This window comes from Streptomyces sp. NPDC059696 (assembly GCF_042733745.1).
Classification (GTDB): domain Bacteria; phylum Actinomycetota; class Actinomycetes; order Streptomycetales; family Streptomycetaceae; genus Streptomyces.
Map to the genome: position 1 here is coordinate 195,507 of NZ_JBHWFG010000012.1, position 22,746 is coordinate 218,252.

General features: G+C 72.1%; 3 protein-coding genes. All 3 read right to left on the reverse strand.

Going from position 1 to position 22,746, the window contains the following annotated elements; all coding sequences use genetic code 11:
• Positions 1-42 precede the first annotated feature (42 nt).
• Entirely contained in the window at positions 43-17,163 is a 17,121-nt protein-coding gene (locus ACFV20_RS16190; RefSeq protein ID WP_385656866.1) for an amino acid adenylation domain-containing protein, read from the reverse strand.
• On the reverse strand, positions 17,160-22,187 hold the full coding sequence (locus tag ACFV20_RS16195; protein WP_385656869.1) for an amino acid adenylation domain-containing protein: 5,028 nt from the start codon (positions 22,185-22,187) through the stop codon (positions 17,160-17,162). The genes ACFV20_RS16190 and ACFV20_RS16195 overlap by 4 nt, the downstream gene beginning before the upstream one ends.
• 89 nt (positions 22,188-22,276) lie before the next feature.
• A complete protein-coding gene (locus ACFV20_RS16200) occupies positions 22,277-22,492 on the reverse strand; it encodes an MbtH family NRPS accessory protein (RefSeq protein ID WP_356767897.1) in 216 nt (71 codons plus the stop codon).
• Positions 22,493-22,746: the final 254 nt, after the last annotated feature.

The window sequence follows — 22,746 nt, forward strand, 5'->3', positions numbered from 1 at the left end:
GCGCCGGCGGACCGGGGGGATCGGTCCGCCGACGCCTGCGGGTCAGCCCTGGCCGTCGAGGCCCGGGGAGGACCGCCGGGCACCGTGGCCCAGCGCTTCGGCGATGTCGGCCACGACGTCCTTGCCGGCCGCGCCGTTGGTGAGGGCGACGAAGCCGTCACCGCTGCGCAGATGGCAGAGGGACACCGCCTGGTAGCCGACCGGCGAGCCGGCGTGACCGAACTGCACCTCGTCGTTCGTGGCGTCCACGACCGTGCCCAGGCCGTAGAAGCTGTCGCTGCTCGGCGCGAGCATGAGCTGCGCCGTCGTCTTCGACAGCAGGCTGAGCGGGCGGCCCAGGGCGGAGCGGCGGATCTCCAGCGCGACCTTCGCCAGGTCGGCGGCGGTCGTCCACAGACCGGCCGCCGCCTGGTCCGGCCGGATCAACCAACCGCCCTCGACGGGTCGGCCCTCCTCGTCGTGCCCCAGAGCCACCGGGCGGCCGGACCGCTCGGGGAAGGCCTGGTCGAAGCTGGTGGCCCGCAGGCCCAGCGGTTCGAGGACGAGGTCCCGCATCAGCTCGTCGAACGGGCGGCCGGTGACGTCCGTCATGAGCTGCTGGAGCACCGAGTAGTGGACGTTCGCCTTGCGGAACTCCCTGCCGGGAACACCCTCACGCCCGACCGGGGGCGTCGTCGCCGGGGCTCTGCCGTGCAGCAGGTCGAGCAGCGACGGCACGGGGCCGTCGTTGCGCCGGAAGCCCTTGCCCGGGGTCGGGGTGAGCCCGGACAGGTGCCCCAGCAGGTGCCGGGCGGTCACCGGCACCGCGTCGGTGTCCGCGGGCACCCGCCAGCCGACGAGGTACTCGTTGACGTCCGCGTCCAGGTCCAGCCGCCCCTCGTCCACGAGCTTGAGCACGCCGAGCGCGGTGATGTGCTTGCTCAGCGAGCCGACGTGGAAGACGGTCTCCTGGGTGACCGGCTCGCCCCCGCCCGCGGTCAGGGAGCCGAAGCCCTCGACGGCGACGAGTTCACCGCCCTCGACCACGGCGACGAGGGCTCCGGGAACCCGGTGCCGGTCCAGCGCTGCGGGCAGAGCGGCGGACAACGCCGTTCCGGCCGACGGCACCGAAGGCTCCGCCTGCTGCCCGGTGCCGGCGGCGTCCGTCTCGGGCACGGCGGCCGCGTCGACCAGTGCGGCGAGCTCCGCCAGATCCTGAGCCTGGTAGTGCATGAACAGCGACAGCGGGAGCCCTTCCCGGCGGGCGGCCGCGATGACCTGGATGACCAGGATCGAGTGTCCGCCCAGCTCGAAGAAGCTGTCCGTCGCGCTGATCCGCTCCTTGCCGAGGACCTCGCTCCAGATGTCCGCGAGCTTGCGCTCGGTGGGCGTGCCAGGTGCCACGTGCTGCGACTGTCCGGTGTCGTGGGTGGGGGTGGGCAGGGCCTTGCGGTCGACCTTGCCGTTGGCGTTCAGCGGCATGGTGTCGAGTTCGACGAAGACGGAGGGCACCATGTAGTCGGGCAGTGACTCGGCGAGGTATGTGCTCAGTTCGTCGGTGGGTGCGGTGCCGGGGCCGTCGGCCGGAACGATGTAGCCGACCAGGCGGGTTTCGCCGTCGTCGGTGCGGGCGATGACGGCGGCTTCTGCCACCAGGGGCGACTGGGTGAGGACTGCGGCTACTTCGGCGGGTTCGACGCGGTAGCCGCGGATCTTGACCTGGTCGTCGGCGCGGCCGAGGAATTCCACCGCTCCGGCTGTGTTCCAGCGCACCACGTCGCCGGTGCGGTACAGACGCCCGCCCGCTTCGGCGAACGGGTCCGGCACGAACCGTTCCGCGGTCAGCTCGGGCCGGTTCACATAGCCGCGGGCCACACCGACACCACCGACGTAGAGCTCTCCCAGGGCGCCGACGGGTACGGGTTGCATGGCTGCGTCGAGGATGTGGACGCGCATGCCGGGCAGGGGGTGGCCGATGGGCACGATGCCTTCGGCGTCGGCCGGGACGGGGTGGATGGTGGTGCCGACGGAGGCTTCGGTGGGCCCGTATTCGTTGATCAGGCGGCCTTCGCCGAGCCAGCCTGCCCAGCGTGCTCCCAGGGAGCCGGCGAGTGCTTCACCGGCCACCACGATCACGCCCGCGAGGCGGGTGGCTTGTTCGGGGGTGACCTGGTGGGAGAGGACTTCCAGGTGGCCGGGGGTGAGCTTGAGGAAGCTGAAGGGGCCTTGCTGCAGGAGCCATGGGCCCAGTTCGTCCAGGCCGGAGGTGGCGGGCAGCAGTGCGACGCGCTGGCCCGCGCACAGGGGTGCCCACAGGTTGGGCACGACCAGGTCGAAGGCGACGGAGGAGAACACCGCGCCGCCGCCCTGGCCGCACGAGGCCAGTTCGCGCACGGCCCAGCCCACGTGGTTGCCGAGGTTGCGGTGGGAGACCACCACTCCCTTGGGCCGGCCGGTGGAGCCGGAGGTGAACACCACATACGCGGCGCTGTCGGCGTCGACCTGACCTTCGGGGCGGGTCGAGGCACGGGCCGCGATCACAGCGGCGTCGGTGTCGAGGTCGACGACGGTGCCGTCGAAGCCGTCGTCGGGTGCGTCCCGGGTGATCAGCGCCCGGGCTCCAGCGTCGGCGAGCATGCCCGCCACGCGCGTGCCGGGCAGTGCCGGATCGAGCGGGACGTAGCCGGCGCCGGCCTTCCACACGGCCAACAGCGCCACCATCAGGTCGATGTCCCGTTCCAGCAGCACACCGACCAGCGACTCCGGGCCCACGCCCAGTGCCCGCAGGTGATGCGCCAGGCGGTTGGCCCGGGCATCCAGCTGCGCATACGACACGGACGCTTCGCCGCAGGCCACCGCCACCGTTTCCGGCACCCGGGCGGCCTGTTCCTCGAACATCTCCACCACCGGCCGCTCCACCACCGGCCCCGCACCCACCGACCAGTCGGTGAGCGTCTTCGTCTCCTCCTCCGGCAGGAGGACGAGCCGGGCGTCGCCGTTCGGGTCGGCGGCCATCGCCTCGAGGACGGCGCGGTACATGCCGGCCAGCCGGGCCGCGTGCGCACGGCTGAGGGTGCGCGAGTCGGCCCGCAGGTTGATGCGGCCGGGGGACGTCGACACCGAGAAGCCGAACTCGTTGGTGCTGTTCCCCGTGCTGGCGGAGGCGTCGATCATGCTGGTGTCGCTACCGCTGAAGTCCTGGTAGCTGAAGTACACGTCGACGAGCTTGCTGCCGTTGCCGAACTCCTGCTGGACGGCGGGCATCGGGAAGTTGCGGTGCTCCCACATGCCGAGTTCCTGCCGGAACACGTCCTGCACCATCTCCTGCCACGTCCCGGCCGTGCGAGCGACCGCGAAGGGAAGGATGTTGAGGTACATCCCGTACACCCGCTCGGCGCCCACCGCCTCGGGCCGGACATGCGCGACCAGGCCGGTGAAGAACTCCTCCTCACGGGTGAGCTGGCTCATCACCTTCAGGTGCGCGGTGTGCAGCACGCTCTTCAGCGACACCTTCGCAGCCGCCGCGAGACGCTGCAGCCCGTCCGTCAGGTCGTCGAAACCGACCTCCAGCTTGTACTTCTCCGGATCGGTGTCTCCGGCGTCGCCCCAGCCCTCGGGCATGGTGAACTTCTCCCGGCCGACGACGACGGAACGCCAGTGGTCGCGGTGCCGGTCCGACGACAGCGCGGACAGTTCCGCGGCGACGGTGTCGGCGAACCGTATGGCCGGGGCGGGCAGCCGCTCCGGATCACGGCCGTCGGCGTGGGCACGGTAGATCTCCAGCAGTTCGGTCAGCAGCCCGCTGAAGCTCCAGCCCTCGAGGATCACATGGGACTGCGCGATGGTGAACTGCCAGCTCCCGTCGGCGCACTGGTGGATCGCGATACGCACCAGGGGCCCGGCCGCGTGGTCGAACGCCGTCGCGTTCTCCTCGGCGACGAACTCCCGCAGCACATGCTCCTGTTCGCTCTCGCTGCGGTCGCTCAGGTCGAAGAACCGCACGGGCGTGGGCACGTCGGCGTGCACCAGCTGCATGGGCACCGAGTAGCGGTCCAGCTCCAGTGAGGTGCGCAGCACATCGTGCCTGCGCAGCAGTTCCGCCACCGCGGACCGCATGGCCTCCTCCACCACCGGCCGGCCGTCCCGGACCCGCAGGGACGTCACGAGGTGGTAGTTGAGCCGATCACCGGCACCCAGCATCTCCACCAGCATGCCGATCTGGTTCTGCATCATCGGGTAGGCGTCGGTCAGGCCCTCGGGCAGCAGTGCCCGGTCGGCGTCCCCGATCAGGGCGAACGGTTCGACCGCCGCCGAGGTGAGGGGGCCGCCGTCGGCCGGCCGGCCCGACAGCCGCTCGCACAGTGCGCCGAGCGTCTGCGCCTCCAGGGTCTCGCGGACGGTGACGTCGTACCCGGCCTCCCGCAGGGCACCCACCAGCATCACGGCGCGAATGGAGTCGCCGCCCAGCTCGTAGAAGCCGTCCTCGACGCCGACCCGTTCCACGCCCAGGGTCGTCTGCCAGATCGCGGCGACCCGTTCCTCCAGCGGGGTGCGCGGGGCGACATGGCCGCGCCCGGTGCTGATCGCGGAGGCGTCGGGTGCGGGCAGGGCGCGGCGGTCGAGCTTGCCGTTGACGGTGAGCGGGATGCGCTCCAGCTCGACGAAGGCGGCCGGGACCATGTATTCGGGCAGTTCCTGGGCGACGAAGGCGCGCAGTTCGGTGGTGGCGGGCAGTTCGCCGTCGGGGACGACGTAGGCGATCAGTCGTTCGTCTCCGACGATGACGACTGCTTCGCGGATGGCGGGGTGGGTGGCCAGGCGGGCGCTGATCTCGCCGGGTTCGATGCGGTAGCCGTGCAGTTTGACCTGGTCGTCGGTGCGTCCGATGAATTCGAGGCTGCCGTCCTGGCGGCGTCGGGCGAGGTCTCCGGTGCGGTAGAGGCGTGCGCCGGGCGGGCCGAAGGGGTCGGGTATGAAGCGTTCGGCGGTCAGTTCCGGCCGGCCGAGGTAGCCGCGGGCGACGCCGGGTCCTCCGACGTGGATCTCGCCGGGTGCGCCCATGGGGACGAGTTCGCCGAACTGGTCGAGCAGGTGCATGGTGGTGTCGCTGAGGGGGCGTCCGATCGGTGCGACCGCTCCCGGTACGACGTCGCGCGGAGTGAGCCGGTGGTAGGTGCAGTAGACCGTCGTCTCCGTCGGCCCGTACATGTTCACCAGCGCGGTACGGCCGAGTCCGAGCCGTTCGGTCCACGGGCGTACGTCGGCCACTTCCAGCTTCTCGCCGGCCAGGACCACCGCGCGCAGCGACAGCTGCTTGAGCCGCTTCTCGCCCGGCGCGGTCGCCGTGGTGATCAGCGACCGGAAGGCGGTCGGGGTCTGCGCCAGGACCGTGACCTCGCGCTCGACGAGCAGCTCCAGGAACTCCTCCGGTGAACGCGTCACCTCCCGCTCGACCACGACCAGGGTTCCGCCGTGCAGCAGCGCACCCCACATCTCGAACACCGACACGTCGAAGGCGTAGGAGTGGAACAGCGTCCACACGTCGTGCTCGTCGAAGCCGTAGTGCTCCTGCATCGTGTCGAGCAGCCGCACCACCTGCGCGTGCGCCAGCGTGACGCCCTTGGGGCGGCCCGTGGAGCCGGAGGTGTAGATGACGTAGACGATGTTGCCCGGGGCCACCGCCGTCTCGGGAGCGGTCCGCGGCTGGGAGGCGATCGTCTCCGCGTCCCGGTCCAGTGCGACCAGTTCACCGTCGTACACGTCCTCGAGCACCGGACCGAGGCCGCCGGAGGTCACCACGACCCGCGCCTTCGCGTCCGCGAGTACGAATCCGAGCCGGTCCGCCGGGTTGGCCGGGTCCAGGGGCAGGTATCCGGCGCCCGCCTTCAGCACGCCCAGCAGGGTCGGCATCAGGTCGGGGCCGCGCTCCAGGCACACACCCACCAGGGACTCCGGGCCCACGCCCAGTGCACGCAGGTGGTGCGCGAGCTGGTTGGCCCGCTGGTCCAGCTCGGCGTAGGTCAGCTCCACCCCGCCCGCGATCACGGCGACCGCGTCCGGTGTCGCCGCGGCACGCTCCGCGAAGATCTCGTGCACGCACCGCTCCACCGCGGCGCTGGGCACGGACGACACCGCACCGAGCAGCGCCTCACGTTCACCGGCGGGCAGGTACACCGCACGCGCGTCACCCTCGGCATCCGCGGCCATCGACTCCAGCACCGCCCGGTACATCCCTGCCAGCCGGTCGCCGTTGGCACGGCTGACGGCATGCGTGTGCGTGGCCAGGGTCAGGTGGTGGGTGCCGTGGCTGTGCACGGACAGCTCGAACTCGTTGGGGGCGTCGCTGATGCCGGTCCCGGTGTCGACGACGTCCGTGTCGACCTGGTGGAAGTCGACGTAGTTGAAGTAGGCGTCGACCAGGCGGCGGCCACCGCCCCACTGGCGCTGGATCTCCGGCATCGGGTACCGCCGGTGACGCCAGCCCGCCAGTTCCGTGGCGAGCACCTCGCGCACCGCCTCCCGCCAGGTCCGGGCGGACCGGCCGGCCGGGAACGGCAGGGTGTTGAGGTGCATGCCGAGGACCCGGTCGGCGCCCGGGGCCTCCGGACGGGTGTGGAAGACCACGCCCGTGTGGAAGGTGTCGTCCTCGGTGAGCTGGCTCATCACCTTCAGGTGCGCCGCCAGCAGCACGCTCTTCACCGGGACCCGCGCGTCGGCGGCCAGGGCCCGCAGCCGGTCGGCGAGATCGTCGACCGGGACGCGGACGCTGTACACCTCCTGCGGACGGCCCGAGGTGTCGGCCCAGTCGTCCGGCAGCGCGAACGGGCGGTGGTCGAGGGCGACCCGCTCCCAGTAGGCACGGTCCTCGGCCGAGGCCAGGGACTCCAGTTCACCGGCCACGCAGTCCGCGAAACGCACGGCGGGCGCCTGATAGGGCTCCGGTTCGCGGCCGTCCCGGAGCATCCGGTAGCAGTCCAGCAGCTCCGTCTGCAGGGAGTGGTGGCTCCAGCCCTCCAGGATGACGTGCGACTGGGTGAGCGTCAGCCACCACGCGTCGTCGCTCTCCAGATGGGCGAAGACCCGCAGCAACGGCGGCCGGGACAGGTCGAACAGTGTGGCGCGCTCGTGGGCCGCGTGGTCGACGAGCCGCTGCTCGCCGCTCGCGCGGTCCGTCGTCCCGCGCAGGTCCGCCCAGCCGACCGGCACCTCGGCCGTGCGGTGGACGATCTGCAGCGGCACCGAGTGGCCCGACAGGTGCACCGACGTCCGCAGCACCTCGTGCCGCTCCACCAGCAGCGCCACGGCGGAGCGCAGCGCCTCGGCGGAGAACGGGCCGTCGTCCCGGACCCGGACCATCGTGACGTTGTGGTAGTTGTTCCGGCCGTCCCCGGAGAGCAGTTCGGCCGCCATGCCCAGCTGCGCCTGCGTCAGCGGGTAGGCGTCGACCGCGTCCTCGGGCAGCCGCGCCCGGTCCGTCTCCGGCAGCAGCGCGAACGGCTGTACGGCGTTCTCGTCCGCGACCGGCCCGCCGGCCGGGGCACGGCCCGCCAGCATCACGGCCAGCTGCGCGACCGTGCGGTGCTCGAAGACCTCCTGCACACCGACCTCGAAGCCGGCACCGCGCAGTGCGCCCGCCAGGGCGACGGCGCGGATGGAGTCGCCGCCCAGCTCGAAGAAGCCGTCCTCGACACCCACCCGGTCGAGGTCGAGCACCTCGCTCCAGACGGCCGCCACGCGGGCCTCCAGCCAGGAGCGCGGAGCCACGTACTCGCCGGCCGCGAAGGCGTCCACGCCGGGAGCGGGAAGGGCACGCCGGTCGGCCTTGCCGTTCGCGCCCAGCGGCATGGCGTCCAGCCGCACATAGGCCGACGGCAGCAGCGCCTCGGGCAGCTCGTTGGAGAGCCGGGCGCGCAGCTCGGCCGGGTCGGCCGACCGTCCCGGGGCCGGCACGACGTAGGCGACCAGCCGGGGCAGGCCCGCGCTGTCCTCGCGCACCACGACGACGGCGCTCGACACCTCGGGCAGGGCGCTCAGCGCCGCCTCGGTCTCGCCGGGTTCCACCCGTGCGCCGCGGATCTTGACCTGGTCGTCGGTGCGGCCCAGGAACTCGACGGTGCCGTCGGCCCGCCACCGCGCCCGGTCGCCGGTCCGGTAGAGCCGGGCGCCCGCCGGGCCGAACGGGTCCGGCACGAAGGAACGCGCCGTCAGGTCGGGCCGGTTCAGATAGCCGAAGGCCAGGTTGACACCGCCGATGTACAGCTCGCCGGGGGCGCCGACCGGGACCGGGTGCATACCGGCGTCCAGGACGTGGACCGTGACGTTCTGCATCGGTGAGCCGAGCGGCACACGGTGCAGCCCGTCCAGTCTGTCGGGTGCGCAGTGCCACGCCGTGACGTCGACCGCGGCCTCGCACGGACCGTACTGGTTGTGCAGTTCCGCCCACGTCAGACGGGTGGTGAACTCCTTCGCGAGGGCGACGGGGAGGTCCTCGCCACCGGACACGACGATCCGCAGGGAGCGCAGCTCGGACAGGTCGTCCACGGCGAGGACGGCGGCCAGCATCGACGGCACGAAGTGCAGGTTCGTGACGCCGTACCGGGCGATCGCCGCCCGCAGGTAGCCGGGGTCCCGGTGACCGCCGGGCCGGGCCACCGCGATCCGGGCGCCGGCCATCAGCGGGCCGAAGATCTCCGCCAGTGACGGGTCGAAGCCGATAGGGATCTTCTGCAGCACCACATCGGCGGCGGTCAGCCGCAGATAGGTGCGCTGCGTCCAGTCGAGCCGGTTGACCAGGCCGCGGTGGTCGCAGAGCACGCCCTTGGGACGGCCGGTCGAGCCGGAGGTGTAGATGAGGTAGGCGGCGTCGTCCGGGCCGGTGACGGGCTCCGGGTTCCGTTCGCTGCGACCGCTCCAGCGGTCCTCGTCGTCCAGCAGTACCTCGGTGGCGCCGCTGCCCTCGACCAGCGGAAGCAGTGCGTCGCGGGTGACCAGGACGGCGACCTTGGCGTCGCGGACCATGTGGGAGATCCGCTCGGCGGGGTAGTCCGGGTCCAACGGCACGTACACGCCGCCCGACTTGAACACCGCGAGCACGGTGACGAGCAGCTCGACCGACCGCTCCACGCACACGCCGACCAGGGTGCCCGGAAGCACACCCGTGCCCCGCAGGTGGTGGGCGAGCCGGTTGGCCCGCGCGTTGAGCTGGGCGTAGGTGAGCTCGACCTCCTCACAGACCACGGCCACGGCGTCGGGCGTCACCTCGACCTGCTGCTCGAACAGCTCGTGCAGGCAGGCGTCGACCTGCTCCGCACCCGTGTCGTTCCAGGTGCCGAGGATCCGTTCCAGCTCCCCGGCGGGCAGCCTCGGCACGACCGCGTCGGCCTCGTCGTCCGCCGCCATCGACTCCAGCACCGCCCGGTACATCGCGGCCAGCCGCTCGCCGTCGGCCCGGCTGAAGTGCTGGGTGCCGGTCTTCAGGACCAGACCCTCGGCCGCCGTGGTCACGGCGAGCGAGAACTCCATCGAGCCGGCGCCCAGACCCGCGTCGACGTCGACGACGTCGGTGTCGACGGCACCCGTGAAGTTCAGGTAGTTGAACATCACGTCAAGGAGCCGCCCGCCCCCGGCCTGCCGCTGGATCTCGGGCAGCGGATGGCGCCGGTGCGGCCAGAGCTCGACCTCACGGGCGAAGACCTGCCGGACCAGCTCGCGCCAGGTGCGTGCGCCGCGGTCCACGGCGAACGGGAGGGTGTTGAGGTACATGCCCGGCACCCGGTCGGCGCCCAGCGCCTCGGGGCGCGCGTCGCAGACCAGTCCGGTGTGGAACGCTTCCTCGTCGGTGAGCTGGCTCATCACCTTCACGTGCGCGGCGAGCAGCACGCTCTTCAGCGACACCTTGGACCGGGTGGCGAACGCGCGCAGCTGCGCCTCCAGGTCCCGCAGGGGCACGACGACCGTGTAGTCCGTGTCCGGTTCGCCGGCCGGGGACAGGGTGCCCGGAAGCGACAGCGGCGTGTACTCCTCGCAGATGCCCTGCCAGTAGGCGCGGTCCTCGGCGGAGGCCAGGGACTCCAGCTCGCCGGCCACGAAGTCGGCGAAGCGCACGGCGGGGGCCTCGTACGGCTCGGGCTCCAGACCGTCCCGCAGCCGCCGGTAGCAGGAGACCACCTCGGTCAGCAGCGCGTGCTGGCTCCAGCCCTCGGTGATGGCGTGGGTCTGGGTGAAGGACAGCCGCCAGCCGGCGTCGTCCTCCACGTGGACGGCGGCCCGCAGCAGCGGCGCCGCGGTCAGGTCGAACACGGTGTCCCGCTCGGTCGCCACGAAGTCCCGCAGCACCTGTCGGCGCGCGTCCTCGTCCAGCCGCCGCAGGTCGTGCACGGCCAGCGGAACGTCGGCCTCGGCGTACACGACCTGCATCGGCACGGCGTAGGTGTGCATGTCGAACGCCGTACGCAGGATGTCGTGCCGCCCGGCGACGAGCTGCAGGGCCTTCCGCAGCGCGTCGGCGTCGAAGGGCTGGTCGTCACGGATCCGGAAGCCGCTGACGTTGTGGTAGTTGTTCCGGCTGTCGTCGACGAGCATCTCGACGACCATGCCGAGCTGGACCTGGGACAGCGGGTAGGCGTCGACGACGCCTTCGGGGAGCTTGGCCCGGTCCTGGTCACCGATCAGTGCGAACGGCTGGACGCGCCGGTCGGCGTCCGTCACCGCGGGGCGTCCGGTGATCAGCTCGGTGAGACCCGCGACCGTGCGGTGCTCGAAGACGTCGCGGACGGCCACGTCGAATCCGGCCGCTCGCAGGGCGCCCACCAGGGCGACGGCGCGGATCGAGTCACCGCCCAGGTCGAAGAAGCCGTCCTCGACACCGACGCGCTCGACGCCGAGCACGTCCTGCCAGACCTCCGCCACGCGCTCCTCGGTGGGAGTGCGAGGAGCGACGAAGGGCTGACCGGTCTCGACGGAGGCGTCGGGTGCGGGCAGGGCGCGGCGGTCGAGTTTGCCGTTGACGGTGAGCGGGATGCGCTCCAGCTCGACGAAGGCGGCCGGGACCATGTACTCGGGCAGTTCCTGGGCGACGAAGGTGCGCAGTTCGGTGGTGGCGGGCAGTTCGCCGTCGGGGACGACGTAGGCGATCAGTCGTTCGTCGCCGACGATGACGACTGCTTCGCGGATGGCGGGGTGGGTGGCCAGGCGGGCGCTGATCTCGCCGGGTTCGATGCGGTAGCCGTGCAGTTTGACCTGGTCGTCGGTGCGTCCGATGAATTCGAGGCTGCCGTCCTGGCGGCGTCGGGCGAGGTCTCCGGTGCGGTAGAGGCGTGCGCCGGGCGGGCCGAAGGGGTCGGGTATGAAGCGTTCGGCGGTCAGTTCGGGTCGGCCGAGGTAGCCGCGGGCGACGCCGGGTCCTCCGACGTGGATCTCGCCGGGTGCGCCCATGGGGACGAGTTCGCCGAACTGGTCGAGCAGGTGCATGGTGGTGTCGCTGAGGGGGCGTCCGATCGGTGCGACCGCTCCCGGTACGAGGTCGCGCGGAGTGAGCCGGTGGTAGGTGCAGTAGACCGTCGTCTCCGTCGGCCCGTACATGTTCACCAGGTGCGGGGTGTCGAGGCCCAGCCGGTCCGTCCACGGACGCAGCTCACCGACCTCCAGCTTCTCACCCGCGAGGACGACCGCACGCAGGGCCAACCGTCCACTTCGGGGATCGCCCTGACCTGCCGCTGCCACCAGCGACCGGAAGGCGGTCGGGGTCTGCGCCAGGACCGTGACCTCGCGCTCGACGAGCAGCTCCAGGAACTCCTCCGGGGAGCGTGTCACCTCCCGCTCGACCACGACCAGGGTTCCGCCGTGCAGCAGCGCCCCCCACATCTCGAACACCGACACGTCGAAGGCGTAGGAGTGGAACAGCGTCCACACGTCGTGCTCGTCGAAGCCGTAGTGCTCCTGCATCGTGTCGAGGAGCCGCACCACCTGCGCGTGCGCCAGCGTGACGCCCTTGGGGCGGCCGGTGGAGCCGGAGGTGTAGATGACGTAGACGATGTTGCCCGGGGCCACCGCCGTCTCGGGCGCGGTCCGCGGCTGGGAGGCGATCGTCTCCGCGTCCCGGTCCAGCACGACCAGTTCACCGTCGAAGACCTCGTCCAGGGCCGTGACCAGCTCGCCGGAGGTGACCACCACGCGTGCACCGGCGTCCGCGAGTACGAATCCGAGCCGGTCCGCCGGGTTGGCCGGGTCCAGGGGCAGGTATCCGGCGCCCGCCTTCAGCACGCCCAGCAGGGTCGGCATCAGGTCGGGGCCGCGCTCCAGGCACACACCCACCAGGGACTCCGGGCCCACACCCAGTGAACGCAGGTGGTGCGCGAGCTGGTTGGCCCGCGCGTCCAGCTCGGCGTAGGTCAGCTCCACCCCGCCCGCGATCACCGCGACCGCGTCCGGCGTCGCCGCGGCACGCTCCGCGAAGATCTCGTGCACGCACCGCATCACCGCGGCGCTGGGCACGGACGACACCGCACCGAGCAGCGCCTCCCGCTCACCGGCGGGCAGGTACACCGCACGCGCGTCACCCTCGGCATCCGCGGCCATCGACTCCAGCACCGCCCGGTACATCGCGACCAGGCGCTCGACGTTGGCGTGGCTGATGACGTGCGAGTCGCCGCGCACGCCGAGCACGCCGCTGATCGCCGTCACGGCAAGGGAGAACTCGTTCGGGTTCTCTCCCATCTCCGCCGCCTCGTCGACCAGTTCACCGTCGACCTGGTGGAAGTCGAGGTAGTTGAAGAAGACGTCGACGAGCCGGCTGCCGCCGCCGGCCTCGCGCTGGATCGCCGGCATCGGGAAGTGGCGGTGGGACCAGTTGGCCATCTCCCGGGCGAAGACCTGCTGGACCAGCTCGCGCCAGGTGCGGGCCGACCGGTCGGCCGGGAACGGCAGGGTGTTGAGGTGCATGCCGAGGACCCGGTCGGCGCCCGGGGCCTCCGGACGGGTGTGGTGGACGACGCCGGTGTGGAAGGCGTCCTCGTCGGTGAGCTGGCTCATCACCTTCAGGTGCGCCGCCAGCAGCACGCTCTTCATCGAGGCCTGGGCCGCCGAAGCCAGCGCGCGCAGACCCGGCTGGAGGTCGTTCATGCGGAACGCCGTACCCACGGGTTCGGCCGGGGCGGACAGGTCCCCGTGCCATCCCGCCGGGAGGACGAACTTGGTGTGCTCGGCGACCACGTCACGCCAGTACGCGCGGTCCTCCTTCGACTCCAGCGCCCGCAGTTCCGCGGCGATGGCGTCGGCGAATCGTACGGGAGGCGCCTGGTGGGGTGCCGGGCGGGCGCCGTCACGCAGCGAGCCGTAGACCTCCAGCAGTTCGCTGTAGAGCGTGTTCACGCTCCAGCCCTCCAGGAGGACATGGGACTCCGTGATACCGAGCCACCAGGCCTCGTCGCTCTCCAGGTGCGCGGACACGCGCAGCAGCGGGGCCGTCGTCAGGTCGAACACCTGCCGGCGCTCCGTGGCGACGAAGCTCCGCAGCGCCTGCTCGCGCGCGTCGGCGTCCTCCACCCTGCGCAGGTCGTGCACGGACACCGGGGCCTGCGCGGCCCGGCGGACGATCTGCAACGGCACCGTGAACCCGTCGAGGTGCACGGAGCTGCGCAGCACCTCGTGCCGCTGCACGAGGATGCCGACAGCCTCACGCAGGGCCTCGGCGTCGAAGGGACGACCGTCGCGGACCCTGAAGAGGCTGACGTTGTGGTAGTTGTTCCGGCGGTCGTCGGCGAACTGCTCGGCGATCATGCCGAGCTGGACCTGGGACAGCGGGTAGGCGTCCACGGCGTCCTGCGGGAGCCCGGCCCGGTCCTCCTCGCCGATGAGGGAGAAGGGCTCGACGGACAACTGCTCGGGCTGCGGAGCGGGCAGGCCGGTGATCAGTTCACCGAGGCCGGCGACCGTGCGGTGCTCGAAGACGTCGCGGACGGCCACGTCGAATCCGGCCGCTCGCAGGGCGCCCACCAGGGCGACGGCGCGGATCGAGTCCCCGCCCAGTTCGAAGAAGCCGTCCTCGACACCGACGCGCTCGACGCCGAGCACGTCCTGCCAGACCTCCGCCACGCGCTCCTCGGTGGGAGTGCGAGGAGCGACGAAGGTGCGACCGGTCTCGACGGAGGCGTCGGGCTCGGGCAGGGCGCGGCGGTCCAGCTTGCCGTTGACCGTGAGCGGGATGCGCTCCAGCTCGACGAAGGCCGCCGGCACCATGTACTCCGGCAGCGCGCCCGCCACAAAGGCGCGCAGCTCGGCGGTGGAGGGCAGTGCGCCGTCGACGACGAGGTAGGCCACGAGGCGCTCGTCGCGGACGACGACGACCGCTTCGCGCACGGCCGGATGCTCGGACAGTCGGGCGCTGATCTCGCCGGGTTCGATGCGGTAGCCGCGGACCTTGACCTGGTCGTCGGCGCGTCCCAGGAACTCCAGGCTTCCGTCGGGGCGGCGGCGGGCGAGGTCGCCGCTGCGGTAGAGGCGTGAGCCGGCGGGGCCGAAGGGGTCGGGAACGAAGCGTTCGGCGGTGAGTTCGGGCCGGTTGAGGTAGCCGCGGGCCACCCCGGGACCACCGACGTAGATCTCACCGGGGACACCGACCGGCACCAGTTCACCGAAGCGGTCCAGCAGGTAGACACGCAGGTCGCTGAGGGGGTAGCCGACGCGGTTGGCGGCAGCGGGATCGAAGTCCTCGTCGCTGATGCGGTAGTAGGTGGTGTGGACGGTGGTCTCGGTGATGCCGTACATGTTCACCAGGTGCGGGGCGTCGAGGCCCAGCCGGTCCGTCCACGGACGCAGCTCGCCGACCTCCAGCTTCTCACCCGCGAAGATCACCGCACGCAGGGCCAACCGCCCGATACGCGGGTCGTCCTGGCCCGCGGCCGCCACCAGGGAACGGAACGCCGTCGGCGTCTGCGAGAGCACCGTGACCTCGTGCTCGACCAGCAGGTCCAGGAAGTCCTCCGGGGAGCGTGTCACCTCCCGCTCGACCACGACCAGGGTCCCGCCGTGGAACAGCGCACCCCACATCTCGAACACCGACACGTCGAAGGCGTAGGAGTGGAACATCGTCCACACGTCGTGCTCGTCGAAGCCGTAGTGCTCCTGGGCTGTCTCCAGCAGTCGCACCACCTGGGTGTGGGCGAGCGTGACGCCCTTGGGGCGGCCGGTGGAGCCGGAGGTGTAGATGACGTAGACGATGTTGTCCGGGGCCACCGACGTCTCGGGCGCGGTCCGCTGCTGGGAGGCGATCGTCTCCGCGTCCCGGTCCAGCACGACCAGCTCACCGTCGAAGACCCCGTCCAGGACCGTGACCAGCTCGCCGGAGGTGACCACCACGCGCGCACCCGCGTCCGCCAGCACGAACCCGAACCGGTCCGCCGGGTTGGCCGGGTCCAGGGGCAGATATCCGGCGCCCGCCTTCAGCACGCCCAGCAGGGTCGGCATCAGGTCGGGCCCGCGCTCCAGGCACACACCCACCAGCGACTCCGGGCCCACACCCAGTGAACGCAGGTGATGGGCGAGCTGGTTGGCCCGCTGGTCCAGCTCGGCGTAGGTCAGCTCCACCCCGCCCGCGATCACCGCGACCGCGTCCGGCGTCGCCGCGGCACGCTCCGCGAAGATCTCGTGCACACACCGCTCCACCGCGGCCGACGGACGGTGCCCGTCGAGACTTCCGCTGACGATGGCCTGTTCGGCCGGGTCGAGCATGCTCAGCCGGGATATCGGAGTCGCCGGGGCGGCCACGGCGCTCTGGAGGAGCTGCAGGAAGTGGCGGGCCGTGCGCTGTGCGGTCTCCCGGTCGAACAGGGCGCTCGCGTACTCGACGCGCCCGTGGAACGAGCCGTCGGTCGACTCCTCGACCTGCAGCGTCAGGTCGCACTTGGCCACGGGTGCGCCGCCGGAGTACGGCTCGACGCGCAGACCCGGCAGGTCGACGGCGTCCAGCCGGGACTCGTGCATCGTGAACGCGATCTGGTACAGCGGCGTACGCGACAGGTCGCGCTCCGGCTGGAGCTCGTCCACGAGCTGGGCGAACGGCACGTCCTGGTGGTCGAAGGCGTCCAGGACCGTGCGGCGCGTGCGGTCGAGCAGGTCGGTGAAGGCGGGGTCGGTGTCCTCGTCCCAGTGCCCGCGCAGGACCAGGCTGTTGATGCCGTAGCCGATCAGCGACTGGAGCTCCGGACGCGCGCGGCCGGAGACGACCGTGCCGACGGAGATGTCGCTCTGTCCGGTGCTGCGGGCGAGGACCGCCTGGAAGGCGGCCATCATGACCGTGAACGGAGTCGTCTCCTGCGCGGCGGCGAGTTCGCGCACCGCCTGAGGCAGCTCGGCGGGGAAGTCGAAGAACACCTCGGCACCCGCGTAGCTGCGCGTCGCCGGGCGGGGCCGGTCCGTGGGCAGTTCGGTGGGGGCCGCGCCGTCGAGCGCCGTGCGCCAGTGCGCGAGCTGCCGCTGAAGACCCTCGCCGGACAGCTGCTCGCGCTGCCAGGCCGCGAAGTCCGCGTACTGCACCGGCAGCGGCTCCAGCGGGGACGGACGTCCGGCCGTGAAGGCGCCGTACAGGGCGCTGATCTCGGTCAGCAGGATGCGGGTGGACCAGGCGTCGCAGGCGATGTGGTGGAAGACCAGGCACAGGACGTGGTCGTTCTCGGTGAGGCGGAACGCCCGGGCCCGCAACGGCCACTCGGTCTCCAGGTCGAACGGGGCCGCCGTGTGCGCCGCGACCAGCCCGGTCAGCCGGCGCTCACGCTCGGCGGCAGTACCGCCGGGTACCTGCTCCACCGTCAGGACCGCGGTCGACTCGGCGGGCGCGTCGACGATCTGGACCGGCTGTCCGTCCGGCGTCATCGCGTAACGGGTACGCAGGATCTCGTGCCGTGCGCTGATCTCGCCCAGGGCACGCTCCAGCGCGGAGACGTCCAGCGCGCCGCGCAGGCGCACCACGAGGGGAATCAGGTACTCGGTGCTGTCCGGGTCGAGCCGGCTGAGGAACCACATCTGCTGCTGCCCGGCGGCCAGCGGCAGGGGCGCGCCGCGGTCGGCCTTCGGGATCACCGAGCGGCGGCCGCCCGTCCGGCGGCCGGCCAGTCGCCGGCGCAGCAGTTCCTCACGGTCGGTTCCCGCCGCGGAAGGAACGGCCTTGGATTCGTGGCCCCCGTTGCTCATCGGTTCTGCTCCTTCGGCAGCATCGAGTCCGCCACGTCTCGGTCGGACATCATGTCGATTTCGGTTCTGATGCAGGTCTCGACCGAGTCGGCGAGCGCGGCGACGGTCGGCCCTTCGAAGAGGGCACGGACCGGGAGGTCGATCTCGTACTCGCCGCGCAGGGCGGCGATCAGGCGGATGGCGAGGATGGAGTTGCCGCCGACCTTGAAGAAGCTGTCGTGGACGCCGAACTCGGCTGTGCCGAGGACGTCCTCCCACAGCTCGGCGATCCGCTCCTCCACGCCGTTGCGCGGCGCGACCCGCCCGGCCTGTCCGGTGTCGTGGGTGGGGGTGGGCAGGGCCTTGCGGTCGATCTTGCCGTTGGCGTTCAGCGGCATGGTGTCGAGCTCGACGAGGACGGAGGGCACCATGTAGTCGGGCAGTGACTCGGCGAGGTGGGCGGCCAGGTCGTCGGTGGGTGCGGTGCCGGGGCCGTCGGCCGGAACGATGTAGCCGACCAGGCGGGTTTCGCCGTCGTCGGTGCGGGCGATGACGACCGCTTCGCTCACCATGGGCGACTGGGTGAGGACTGCGGCTACTTCGGCGGGTTCGACGCGGTAGCCGCGGATCTTGACCTGGTCGTCGGCGCGGCCGAGGAATTCCACCGCTCCGGCTGTGTTCCAGCGCACCACGTCGCCGGTGCGGTAGAGGCGTGCGCCGGGTTCGCCGTAGGGGTCGGGGACGAAGCGCTGGGCGGTCAGTTCGGGTCGGCCGATGTAGCCGCGGGCGACGCCGGTGCCGCCGACGTAGAGCTCTCCCAGGGCGCCGACGGGTACGGGTTGCAGGGATGCGTCGAGGATGTGGACGCGCATGCCGGGCAGGGGGTGGCCGATGGGGACGATGCCTTCGGCGTCGGCCGGGACGGGGTGGATGGTGGTGCCGACGGAGGCTTCGGTGGGGCCGTATTCGTTGATCAGGCGGCCTTCGCCGAGCCAGCCCGCCCAGCGTGCTCCCAGGGAGCCGGCGAGTGCTTCACCGGCCACCACGATGACGCCCGCGAGGCGGGTGGCTTGTTCGGGGGTGACCTGGTGGGAGAGGACTTCCAGGTGGCCGGGGGTGAGCTTGAGGAAGCTGAAGGGGCCTTGCTGCAGGAGCCATGGGCCCAGTTCGTCCAGGCCGGAGGCGGGGGGCAGCAGTGCGACGCGCTGGCCCGCGCACAGGGGTGCCCACAGGTTGGGGACGACCAGGTCGAAGGCGACGGAGGAGAACACCGCGCCGCCGCCCTGGCCGCACGAGGCCAGTTCGCGCACGGCCCAGCCGACGTGGTTGCCGAGGTTGCGGTGGGAGACCACCACTCCCTTGGGCCGGCCGGTGGAGCCGGAGGTGAACACCACGTACGCGGCGCTGTCGGCGTCGACCTGACCTTCGGGGCGGGTCGAGACACGAGCGGCGATCACGTCGGCGTCGGTGTCGAGGTCGACGAGTGTGCCGTCGAAGCCGTCGTCGGGTGCGTCCCGGGTGATCAGCACCCGGGCTCCGGCGTCGGTCAGCATGCCCGTCACGCGCGTGCCGGGCAGTGCGGGATCGAGCGGGACGTAGCCGGCGCCGGCCTTCCACACGGCCAACAGCGCCACCATCAGGTCGATGTCCCGTTCCAGCAGCACACCGACCAGGGACTCCGGGCCCACGCCCAGTGCCCGCAGGTGATGCGCCAGCTGGTTGGCCCGGGCATCCAGCTGCGCATAGGACACGGACGCTTCGCCGCAGGCCACCGCCACCGTTTCCGGCACCCGGGCGGCCTGTTCCTCGAACATCTCCACCACCGGCCGCTCCACCACCGGCCCCGCACCCACCGACCACAGCGTCAGCAGCTCGGCCTCACGCGCGGGCACGACGGGCAGGTCGGCGAGCCGGGTGGCCGGGGCGTCCGCGGCCGCCCGCAGCAGGTGCTGGAACCGGTCGGCCAGGCGCTCCATCGTGGCGGGCTCGAAGAGCGCCGTGGCGTACTCGAAGGCGCCCTCCATACCGCCGTCGGCGGTCCGGCGCATCAGCAGGGTGAGGTCGGTGTGGGCCAGGCGCCAGGAGTCCACGACGGTGCCGGTGTCCTCCAGGGACGTGGCGCGTCCGGTGAACTCCTGGTCATGCAGGTCGAAGGCGACCTGGTAGAGCGGCGTCCTGGACAGGTCCCGCTCGGGAGCCAGGTCCTCCACGAGCAGGTCGAACGGCAGATCCTGGTGGGCGAAGGCGTCCCGGCAGGCGTCACGGACGCGGTCCAGCGCCTCGACGAAGGTGAGGTCCGCGTCCAGCCCGCAGCGCAGCACCACGTTGTTCAGGAAGAAGCCGACGACGTCCTCGAGTTCGGGCCGGTCGCGTCCGGCGACGGGCGTGCCGACCGGCAGGTCCCACTGTGCGGTGTGGCGGGCCACCAGCGTGGCGTAGGCGGTCAGCAGCGTCATGAACGGCGTGGCGCCCCGGCTGCGGCCGAGGTCGGTGAGCGCCGTCACGACGGGGGCCGCGACGGTGAACGCCGCCACCGAACCACGGCCGTCGCGGGAGGCGGGCCGGGGCCGGTCGGTGGGCAGAGCCACCGGGGTGGAGCCGTCCAACGCGGCGCGCCAGTAGGCGAGTTCGCGCTCGATCACCTCGTCGGTCAGCCGGGATCGCTGCCAGTCGGCGTAGTCGGCGTACTGCACACCGAGCGGCGGCAGGAGCGGGTCGCGGCCGGTGACGGCGGCGTTGAGCAGCTCGTGGAAGTCCCGCTGGAGGACCTGCGTCGACCAGCCGTCGCTGCAGATGTGGTGCACGGCCAGCACCAGGACCCGCTGCCCGTCGTCGAGGGTGCGCACCAGCGTGGCCCGCACCAGTGGTCCGCGCTCCAGGTCGAAGCCGTGTCCGAGCGCGGTGCCGAGCAGGTCGGCGAGCCCCTCCCGGGTGGTGTCCGTCTCGCGCAGCGCCACGGGGGCGGGGCTGTCGATGTGCTGACGGGGCTCGCCGTCCACGGTGACGTACCGGGTGCGCAGCGACTCGTGGCGGGCGACCAGGGCGTCCAGTGCGCGGCGTACCGCGTCGGTGTCCGCTTCCGGTGCGACCGGCAGGAAGACACCGGCCACCCACTCGGCGCTGCCCGGGTTCATCCGGTCCAGGGCCCACAGCCGGCGCTGCCCCGAGGAGACCGGCAGGGTGGTGCCGCGGGGGACCGGCGGGATGCCGTCGGGGTCCTTCGGCTGCGCGGTGGGAGCCGCCGTCTCGGCGGGCTCGGGGGAGATCAGCAGGGCCTGCGCCTCGACGGTGGTGGCCGTCAGCAGGCCACGCAGCGGGATGTCCCGCTTGGCTGCGGCGCGCAGCTGGTTGGCGAGCCGGGTGAGCTGGAGCGAGGAGCCGCCGAGCTGGAAGAAGTCGTCGTGGACGCCGATGTCCTCGCTCTTCAGCAGCTGCCCCCACATCTCCGCGACGAGTTTCTCGGCGTCGGTGCGGGGCGCCGTACGGGCCGTACCGGCCTCCAGGCCCCGGGCGGCGAGCGCGGAGCGGTCGACCTTGCCGTGCGCGGTGAGCGGGAACTCGCCCGCGTCCATGAAGGCGGCCGGGATGTGGGTCTCGGGCAGCCGGTCACGCAGGAAGTCCCGCAGCTGACCGAGGACTTCGGGGGTGTGCGTCAGCACATGGGCGGCGAGCCGGGTGGCTCCGTCGTCGGTTTTGACGGGGACGACGACGGCGCTCTTGACAGCGGGGTGGGTGACCAGCGCGGCCTCGATCTCGGCGGGTTCGAGGCGGACGCCGTTCACCTTGGTCTGGTCGTCGAACCGGCCGAGGTACTCCAGGTAGCCGTTGCGGTTCCAGCGGACCTTGTCGCCGGTGCGGTAGAGGCGGGCGCCGCCGGTCTTCCCGTAGGGGTCGGGCACGAAGCGGTCCGCGGTGAGGTCCGGTCGGCCGAGGTAGCCGCGGGCCACGCCCACACCGCCGACGTGCAGTTCGCCGGGTGCGCCGACGGCGGCGGGGGCGCCGGCCGCGTCGAGGACCAGCACGCGCATGCCGGGGATGGGCCGGCCGATGGGCACCGGGCCGGTCGTGACGGCCGGGTCGAAGCGGTGCGCGGTGACGTCGATGGCGCACTCGGTCGGGCCGTAGGTGTTCCAGACGGTCAGGCCGGGCCGCCGGGCCAGGACACGCTGGGCCAGTTCGGCGTGCAGCGGTTCACCGGCCGAGAACAGCAGCCGCAGCGCGGTGCACTGCTCCCAGCCGGACTCCTCGGCGAGTGCCTGGAGGACCGAGGGGACGACCTGGAGGACGGTCACGTCGTGCTCGGCCACCGCCCGCAGGAGGGCGGCGGGGTCGCGCTCGGCTCCGGCCGGGGCGAGCACCAGCGTGCCGCCGCTGACGAGCGGGGCGAAGATCTCCCAGCAGGAGGCGTCGAAGGTGACGGCCGTCTTCTGCAGCACCCGGTCCCGTGAGCCGAGTTCATGCGTGTCCACCGCCCAGCGGACCCGGTTGGCGATGCCTTCGTGCGTGATGACCACACCCTTGGGCAGGCCGGTGGATCCGGAGGTGTAGATGGCGTACGCCGCCTGGGCCGGGTCCACCTCGACGGCCGGGCCGTCGGCCGGGCGCCGGGCCGGCTCCCGGCGGGCGTCGGCGGATGACAGGTCCAGTGCGCGCACCCCCGCGCGCTCGACGGTGGGCGCCGTCGCCCCGTCGGTCAGGACGAGACCGGCTCCCAGATCCCGCAGCAGCCATGCCAGCCGGGCGCTCGGCTGGGCCGGGTCCAGCGGCGCGTACGCCGCACCCGCCTTCCACACGCCCAGTACTGCGGTCACCAGGTCCAGACCGCGGCCCAGGCAGATCCCGACCCTGGAGTCCGCGACCACTCCGTGGTCGCGCAGGAGGTGGGCCAGCCGGCCCGACCGCTCGGCCAGTTCCGCGTAGGTGAGGCTCTGTGACCCGTCGGTGACGGCGATCGCGTCCGGCGTCCGAGCCGCCTGCTTCGCGACGAGTTCATGGACGGTGATGGCCTCGTCGAGCGAGCCGTTCCGTGCCGACTCGGACTTCATGGGTACTCCTGGGTGGTCAGCGGTGGATGGGGTGCGGCGCGGTGGCGCCCGACTCGCCAGCGGCAGGCCGACGGCGGTGGGGGTGGGGGTCAGGCGCTCGCCTGCTCCATGCGCCGGCGCAGGCTCAGCGGGCGCATGTCCGTCCAGACCTCGCCGATGCGGGTGAGGCACTCCTCACGGCTTCCCGTGGTCCCCGCCGCGCGCCAGCCGGCCGGGATGTCGCGGTCCGCCGGCCAGATCGAGTACTGCTCTTCGTCGTTGAGGACCACGTGGTAGATACGGTCGTCGGCACGCTCGTCGGCCATGACAGGTCTCCTCGTCGGATGATGAGTGGTGCTGACGGCCAGTCGGCCGCAGCGGGCTCCGCGGCCCGGGATCACGTCCGTCAGGCTGCGGGCATCGTGCTGTTCATCCTCGCGAGCGGTCCCATACTCCGGCTCTACCGGAGCTATCTGGCCATGGTGGCGACAGAGCACGGCCCGGCCGCCCCTGGTGGGGGGGGGCGGGCGGGGGGGGGGTGTGGGGGGCGGCTCAGGAGCGGTCGAATTCCCTGGGCCGG